General features: G+C 41.3%; 7 protein-coding genes. 4 read left to right on the top strand and 3 right to left on the bottom strand.

Going from position 1 to position 6,700, the window contains the following annotated elements; all coding sequences use genetic code 11:
* Positions 1 to 80 precede the first annotated feature (80 nt).
* The 3 genes from GW12_RS08370 to GW12_RS08360 all read left to right on the top strand — a co-directional run bounded on the left by GW12_RS08370 (position 81) and on the right by GW12_RS08360 (position 2,128).
* Positions 81 to 944, top strand: a complete 864-nt coding sequence (locus GW12_RS08370; RefSeq protein WP_034586192.1) for a hypothetical protein — start codon at positions 81 to 83, stop codon at positions 942 to 944.
* A gap of 205 nt (positions 945 to 1,149) precedes the next feature.
* Entirely contained in the window at positions 1,150 to 1,755 is a 606-nt protein-coding gene (locus GW12_RS08365) for a hypothetical protein (protein ID WP_052127899.1), read from the top strand.
* Positions 1,756 to 1,906: 151 nt separating this feature from the next.
* Positions 1,907 to 2,128 (top strand): hypothetical protein, encoded by a 222-nt coding sequence (locus tag GW12_RS08360; protein WP_034586189.1) that lies wholly within the window; start codon positions 1,907 to 1,909, stop codon positions 2,126 to 2,128.
* 12 nt (positions 2,129 to 2,140) lie between these two features.
* On the opposite strand, the gene GW12_RS08355 is transcribed toward GW12_RS08360, so the two are convergent.
* Positions 2,141 to 2,662, bottom strand: coding sequence for a hypothetical protein (locus tag GW12_RS08355; RefSeq protein WP_034586186.1), 522 nt, complete (start codon positions 2,660 to 2,662; stop codon positions 2,141 to 2,143).
* A 230-nt stretch (positions 2,663 to 2,892) separates the two neighbouring features.
* On the opposite strand from GW12_RS08355, the gene GW12_RS08350 reads away from it, so the two are divergent.
* Positions 2,893 to 3,471: a DJ-1/PfpI family protein gene (locus tag GW12_RS08350; RefSeq protein WP_034586183.1), complete on the top strand. Its 579-nt coding sequence runs from the start codon at positions 2,893 to 2,895 to the stop codon at positions 3,469 to 3,471.
* A 76-nt stretch (positions 3,472 to 3,547) separates the two neighbouring features.
* Here GW12_RS08350 and GW12_RS08345 read toward each other — a convergent pair whose 3' ends face one another.
* A complete protein-coding gene (locus GW12_RS08345) occupies positions 3,548 to 4,576 on the bottom strand; it encodes a hypothetical protein (RefSeq protein WP_034586180.1) in 1,029 nt (342 codons plus the stop codon).
* Positions 4,577 to 5,186: 610 nt separating this feature from the next.
* Positions 5,187 to 6,380: a peptide antibiotic transporter SbmA gene (sbmA, locus tag GW12_RS08340; protein WP_034586177.1), complete on the bottom strand. Its 1,194-nt coding sequence runs from the start codon at positions 6,378 to 6,380 to the stop codon at positions 5,187 to 5,189.
* Positions 6,381 to 6,700 lie beyond the last annotated feature (320 nt).

The following is a 6,700-nucleotide window of genomic DNA, read 5'->3' as shown; positions in this document are numbered from 1 at the left end:
CACTTCAAGTTTTACTCTGCCCTAATATACTCTTAGTACAATTTTGCAATATGCATTAAAAACTGTTCTCGAGGGATCAAATGCTTAAAAAATTTCTTATTACTATATCAATTTTTAGCAGTTTTTGTTTAACTCATGCAATGAGTCCTTTAACTAAAATTCCACTTATTAATAATGAAATGACAATTAGTGTTTCTAGTGAATCTATATCTAAATTTCGATATGGTGCGATGCGTGATAAATCATTACCGAATGCTCAAGTGCTCATTGGACTTCCTCCAACAATTGGTGGCGCAATGCCAACACCTGGACCACTTTTTGCAGAGATTATCGGACTAAGTATTGCTAACAATAATGTAAGTAATGCAAAAACTGCAAATCGATCACTTTTCTTACAGCAAAAAAAATTTGATCAACTTGTCACTGAAAAACTAAAAAAGAAACTGATAACTTCTAGCCCTTCTTTTGTTTTTAGCATAGATGAGAAAACAGATATTAAATTAATACCCTATGTTTTCGTTTCATCTGATAAAAATAAGTTTTATTTAGATTTTACGATTGCGATGGATATTAATAAAAAGACACGAATGTATCGTTATAGAAGTGAACACTTTTCTGTGATCACTGAAATTGATGAAAAACGATTTGATGAAGTAGCTAGTTATGCATTTGACCGTATTTTTGAACTCATGTTTACAGATCTAAGTGATGTTCTGGATTTTTCACAACAAGATTCAGAGCTACAAGCTAGCTGTGAAAAAATCTCTGGTAAAAAATGGGGTGTAAATAGTCCATTCAATATTAATTTCAAATATATTAAAAATCCAAAAAATCTATGCATTGCCAATGTAAGAGATACTTTAGGTGCCGAATTCATAGCCTATCCAATGGTCTATATAATTGAAGAAACAAAAAATCAGCCGATTCCACAAATAGCAAACTAACTTTCAAGGATTTATACGTTTTTTTATCACATCTTCGCCTCTCTCTGGAAGAAGGAGCTTTCATCCCTCTATCAAATTTCTTCATAAATTTAGTAATGGATATTCCCTCTCCTTTATTAAAGGAGAGGGATAGGGAGTGGATTATTATTTAAATTTCATCAATTTAAACATACAATCAATCCAGACACTTCCTATCAAAAACAACATGACCATCAAAAAAGTATCCTCTATTAATAAACTTGAAGATTTAGGACGTATCCGACTTTCAAAGTCCTTCTTTATGCGTGACTTCCTCTATAGCGAAATCGCCAATTGGTACGGCATTCCTAATTTTCCAGACCATCCTGACATTGCCATTCGCACAGGCACGGAACTCTGCCAACAGCGACTTGAACCGCTACAAGACAAATTTGGTCGTATCGCCATTCGATCTGCTTATCGTTCGCCAAGCGTGAACCAACTCGGCAATGAAAAAGGACATAACTGCGCCAGTAATGAGAAAAACTTTGCTAGCCATATTTGGGACTATCCTGACGAAAAAGGCTACGGCGCAACGGCGTGTATAGTCATTCCTTCATTTCTAGAACTGTATGAAAAAGACCAATCCAACTGGCAACAGCTTGCTTATTGGATTCATAACAATCTGAACTATAGCCATCTACAATTTTTCCCAAAACTTTGTGCTTTTAATATTGGCTGGCACGAACAGCCTGCACGGGAAATCTATAGTTATATTCAGCCGAAAGGTTATTTGCTGCGAGGTGAAGCAGTGAATTTGGAGTTTGAGAAGTTTTATCCTAATTTACTGTGATTTTAATCCCTCTAAATCTCCCTTTAAAAAGGGAGACTTTATCACGTAATCAATTTGAGACGCGGGATTCCCTCTCCTTTTTTAAAAGATAGGGTTAGGGAGAGGATTATCTTTTATGCTATAAAATCAAAAACATCAAGGAAAAACAAAAATGACACCTGACCTTTTGCTCTTCGTTATCCAGATCGCCATTGGCTTATTTGCGCTAGTCATCATCATTTTGATGTTGATTCCCAAAAGCCGTAAATGGCTATCCGAAATGCAACCCGAACCCCGCAGAAAACAGCGAGGTCTAGGCTTGGTGGATGGAATCGAATTTATTTTCTATCCCATTTACTGGCTGGTTAGAATCATCGTTGCCATTTTCAAATAGGGCTTGAAAACCTTATTTCCCTCTTACCACACCCAACTTATTCCAAATATCCGGTGTCAAGAAAGTGGTAATTAACTTACTCATATCCACATAACGCAACACACCCTTCAGTTGATTATTCACTTCCGGATTTTTCAAAATTTCCTCACCCGTACTACGTCCGAGTGCCTGAAAACTATTCCCCACTGCTTCCAAACCTTCCGCCTGAATTACAGCTTTAGTCTGTGCCGAACATTGCTCCACCAATATTCGCTGCAATACCGCTGCCAGATTCTTATTCAGACTTTCCTTGTGCTGTGCAGACACATTGCTAAACGCTTTTAGGTCTGGATGTGCCGCCAAAGCCACAAAAGTCCATTGCATCACTGTAGTTTTATCGGCAGCAGTGGTTGATTTTTCTAAACAATCACTGAGTTGATCAACCGTTGAGCCTGCATTTGCCAGTTGCACCGTTCCAAACAAGGCCGTTGCCATCAGTGCAGAACGAATGATTTTAAAAAATCTATGGCGTACAGGGGAAACACAGCGAGACATAAGCAAACTCCAATCAACAGTCTGCCTGTTGTACCATAAAACATGACAGTTCATCTGTTATTGCATTGCAAAATCCACCTGATTTTTAAGCTGTTTAAAGTGAATAAAACTGAGCTTGTCCAGCTACGACTAAAGTGAACAATAAACATATTAAATCCAAAACCGGCCTATGCTATGGTGAATGAAAGTAAATTTCCTATATAAATCATAATGAATGAGAGGGTAACAACATGGCTAAACAACTGCTGATGCTGGTCGGTGACTATGCCGAAGACTATGAAACCATGGTGCCATTCCAGTTTTTAACTGGCCTCGGCTATACCGTACATGCCGTCTGCCCGGACAAAAAAGCCGGTGACACGGTAGCCACTGCCATTCACGACTTTGAAGGCGACCAGACCTATAGCGAAAAACGCGGCCATAACTTTGCCATCAACTATGACTTTAGTGCGGTGAACACGTCTGAATATATCGGACTGGTGATTCCTGGTGGCCGTGCACCGGAATACCTGCGTATGAATGAACGCGTAATTGAAATCGTACGTGAATTTGACAGTGCCCAAAAACCGATTGCAGCCGTGTGTCATGGTGCCCAGCTGCTTGCTGCTGCGAATGTACTCAAAGGCCGTACCTGTTCTGCCTACCCGGCCTGTGCGGCTGAAGTGAAACTGGCGGGTGGACAGTATGCCGATATCGCCGTGACTGAAGCAGTAACCGATGGAAATCTGGTGACTGCGCCAGCGTGGCCTGCACATCCAGCCTGGTTGGCTCAGTTTGTGAAAGTGCTAGGGGCAACCATCACACTATAAGTATTTGCTGAATTCAGCCTTAAGAATAAAAAATGCCACGTCCGGAAACATGGCATTTTCAATTGAACCGGAATATTTACTTGAGCTGTCTCAGCATGTTCTTCGCCCCAGCATGGTTATATTGGCTAGCCAAGCCATTCAGTATCCGCTTTGCCTGCCCTCTGGCATTTGGAAAACGGCTACTATATACCGGCACACTGGTCAGGCATTTTGCCACCAACATCCCTGATTCAGTATAAATGCGGGTGCCTTCTGCACCTTGCAGCTTGCCATAGTTATAGGCACGCTGGGCATTGTTACAGGCATTCAGCATGTTTCTGCCACTTTGAATGTCACGTCGTGCGGCCGCATAGAGTTTTAACTGTTGTTGCTGTGGAGTCTCTGCCACCGGACTGCGTGATGTTTCTTTTACAGCTGCTTTGAGTTCTTTTTCCTTTTTCTCGGCTTCTTTTTTTTCCAGCTCTTTGCGTTCCAGTTCCTTACGCTCGAGTTCTTTGTCTTTCTTTTCCTGTTCCTTACGCGCCAGTTCTTTGGCATCTGGTACTTTAGCATTTGCAGCTTTAGCGGTTGCCGCTGCTTTGGCTGGAGCTGCGCTCAGTTTGGCTTTTTCTTCAGCGATAGCTGCTTTGGAAGGACGGTAAAAATTCTTCGCCTCATTCGCACTCATCAAACGCGTCAGTAACCTGACACTACGGCTAGAACTGCTATTATTCATCTGCCGTTCGGAAAGTGGCTCAATCGAAGCAATCCAGCTATCGGTCAGATCATCCATATTACATTTATACGCCCCAATCCCCTGCATAACCCCACGGTTGCTGCTTAAACGTTTGCGCTGGGCAGCATCTCGAACCAGATTTAGCTGACTTTTATATAGCAGGGAAAATTTACCGCCCTGTTCATGACAGTACTGGGTCAAGATCGAACGCGGATACATGGCCTGTGTGGCATTATTCTGCTGGTTTTTATCCCAGAGATAAACATAGTCTTTGGCACTGCCATCCGTATTGTTTAACTGTCGTTTGGCAATCAGTTCCTGCGGACTATGATAAGGATGCATGATCGTTTTTTTTCCATGCTGTATTCCATTACACGCGGCCAAACCCATTGTTATTATTGTGAGAGCAAATACTTTCAGTTTCACTTCCGTTATCTCAACCCAAAGCATGCCCATAACATAAAGCAAAAATGGGGAAACAACAAATACAAAACTTTGATTAATAAAAATTATTTAACTCATAGAAAATCATTCAAATGACAACCAGAGCACAGAACAATGATCAATGATTGATCTATTCTGCTTAATTTTTATCTGGATAGATGAGGCTTGAAGGTTAAAATCAGACATGAAAAAAGACCAAAGAAGAAATGTTAACTTCTTTGGTCTGCGGAACTGTCATGCTGAAACACGAGCTCTTAAAGGTGGACAGCAAAGCACTCTCCATCACCAGCATACAGTTAAATGCGCTTCAAACTCCTTAATTTTCACTCACGTACAGTTATTATTTTTATACGGCAGAGGGACTGAAAATTAAGCACCAAACAAACTTGGTCTTTATGATTCTAGTCATGCGAAAATTCACTGAATATCCCAAAATTGGGATGTTTTTCACATTTTTTCACTTAATATCAACCGTTCATCGGATACTTAGTTTAATTCGAAGTAGACATAAAAAAACCAGTCATAAAACTGGTCTTTTAAAATGAATCTGCACCGATTAATGGATATGCGATTCAAATGCTTTCAAACGTTTATAGATCGATAGCAGTTCGATAATTTTCGGCCAAGACAAAATCAAATACTGGAATGATTCACGTACTTTGTTAAATACATTCAGAATCTGCATCATCAAACCTAAAGTAATCGTCCCTGCTGCAATGCTCGGGAACAGCACAAACAGACCATAGATATTGTCCAGCTGCAAATACCAGATCCGTACCATGTTGAAATAGGCATAGTGGAAATACAAGCGGAAATAGTTCCAGCGCACCCGTCCAAACAGTTCTTTTAAGGTCAGTGGCTGAGCACGTTCGGCATAATCTTCACCATAGACCAGTTCCTTCCGGTAAGCCGCTTCCACCTTCTGGTTGTTAAATTCCAGACCAGGCAGTTTCATCCCCACTACCATCAGGATCACCGTGCCCAGAACGGCCCAACCCAGTGATGCCCACATCAAGGCATGATCGACATGCCCCACGATCGGCAAAATGGTGACATGACTGGACAGCTTGTACAGCACTGGCAGGAAGGCCATTAGCAGCATAAAGGATTCAATAAAGGATACGCCCAACTCTTCAGTACTACGGGCAAAGCGCATGGTATCTTCCTGAATACGCTGTGAAGCCCCTTCAATATGGCGCAGTTTTTCCCAGAACGAGGTGTAATAATCGTTCATTGCCGTACGCCAGCGGAATACATAGTGGCTGACAAAGAACATGTTAAATACCGCCAAGGTCACATAAATCATCGCGATATAAATAAAGGTCAATGCCCCCTGATACAATAGTCCGACATCGCCACCACCACTGGTCAACATCTTCTGAATCTGGTCATAGAACGGGCTGTACCACTCATTCAGCACTACATTGACCTGAACGCCAAACCAGATATTAAACAGGATAAAGGCTGAGCCCCAGACCGACCAGCGCTGCCAGGGATGACGTGCCACCACATACCAAAATCCTGCAAACAAGGCTGTCGCGGTCAGGAACCACAGATAAAACCACAAGAATTTTTGCGACCAGAACCGGCTGATATCAATCGCCAATGTCGCTTCATGATAACCTTCACTAAACCCCACATAGCTGCCCCAGCCGGAACCACCGGAATGCCAGATCGCGAGGTTGATAAAAAACCAGATCACCACGCTGAGAAAAAACCAGAGGGGTTTCGGAAAGAAAGACTTAAACATGTCCTTTGCATGCTCCTTATTTTTGTAGACCACAGGTCAAGAAATCGCTGCGTATTATGCTGTAATGTTTTGCAGCTCAGTGCAGTTGTTACGGTATTATTAAATAATCTCTGCTGGAAAACACGTTATTTTTAAAGTACCTGGTACGAAAGATAATAATTCACGTGGCCAATGTCTTGAAAACTCATGCAATATATCATTTTTAGAATAAAATACGAGCATAAACAATAACTAACATATTAGTACCTCATTTATACGTACGTCCCAAATCAATTATTCTAAACTTTATGACTTTGTATCTTTGACATCCTCTCCGACCT

This window comes from Acinetobacter sp. HR7 (genome assembly GCF_000773685.1).
GTDB lineage: Bacteria > Pseudomonadota > Gammaproteobacteria > Pseudomonadales > Moraxellaceae > Acinetobacter > Acinetobacter thermotolerans.
This window is presented reverse-complemented; position numbering and strand designations above follow the sequence as displayed.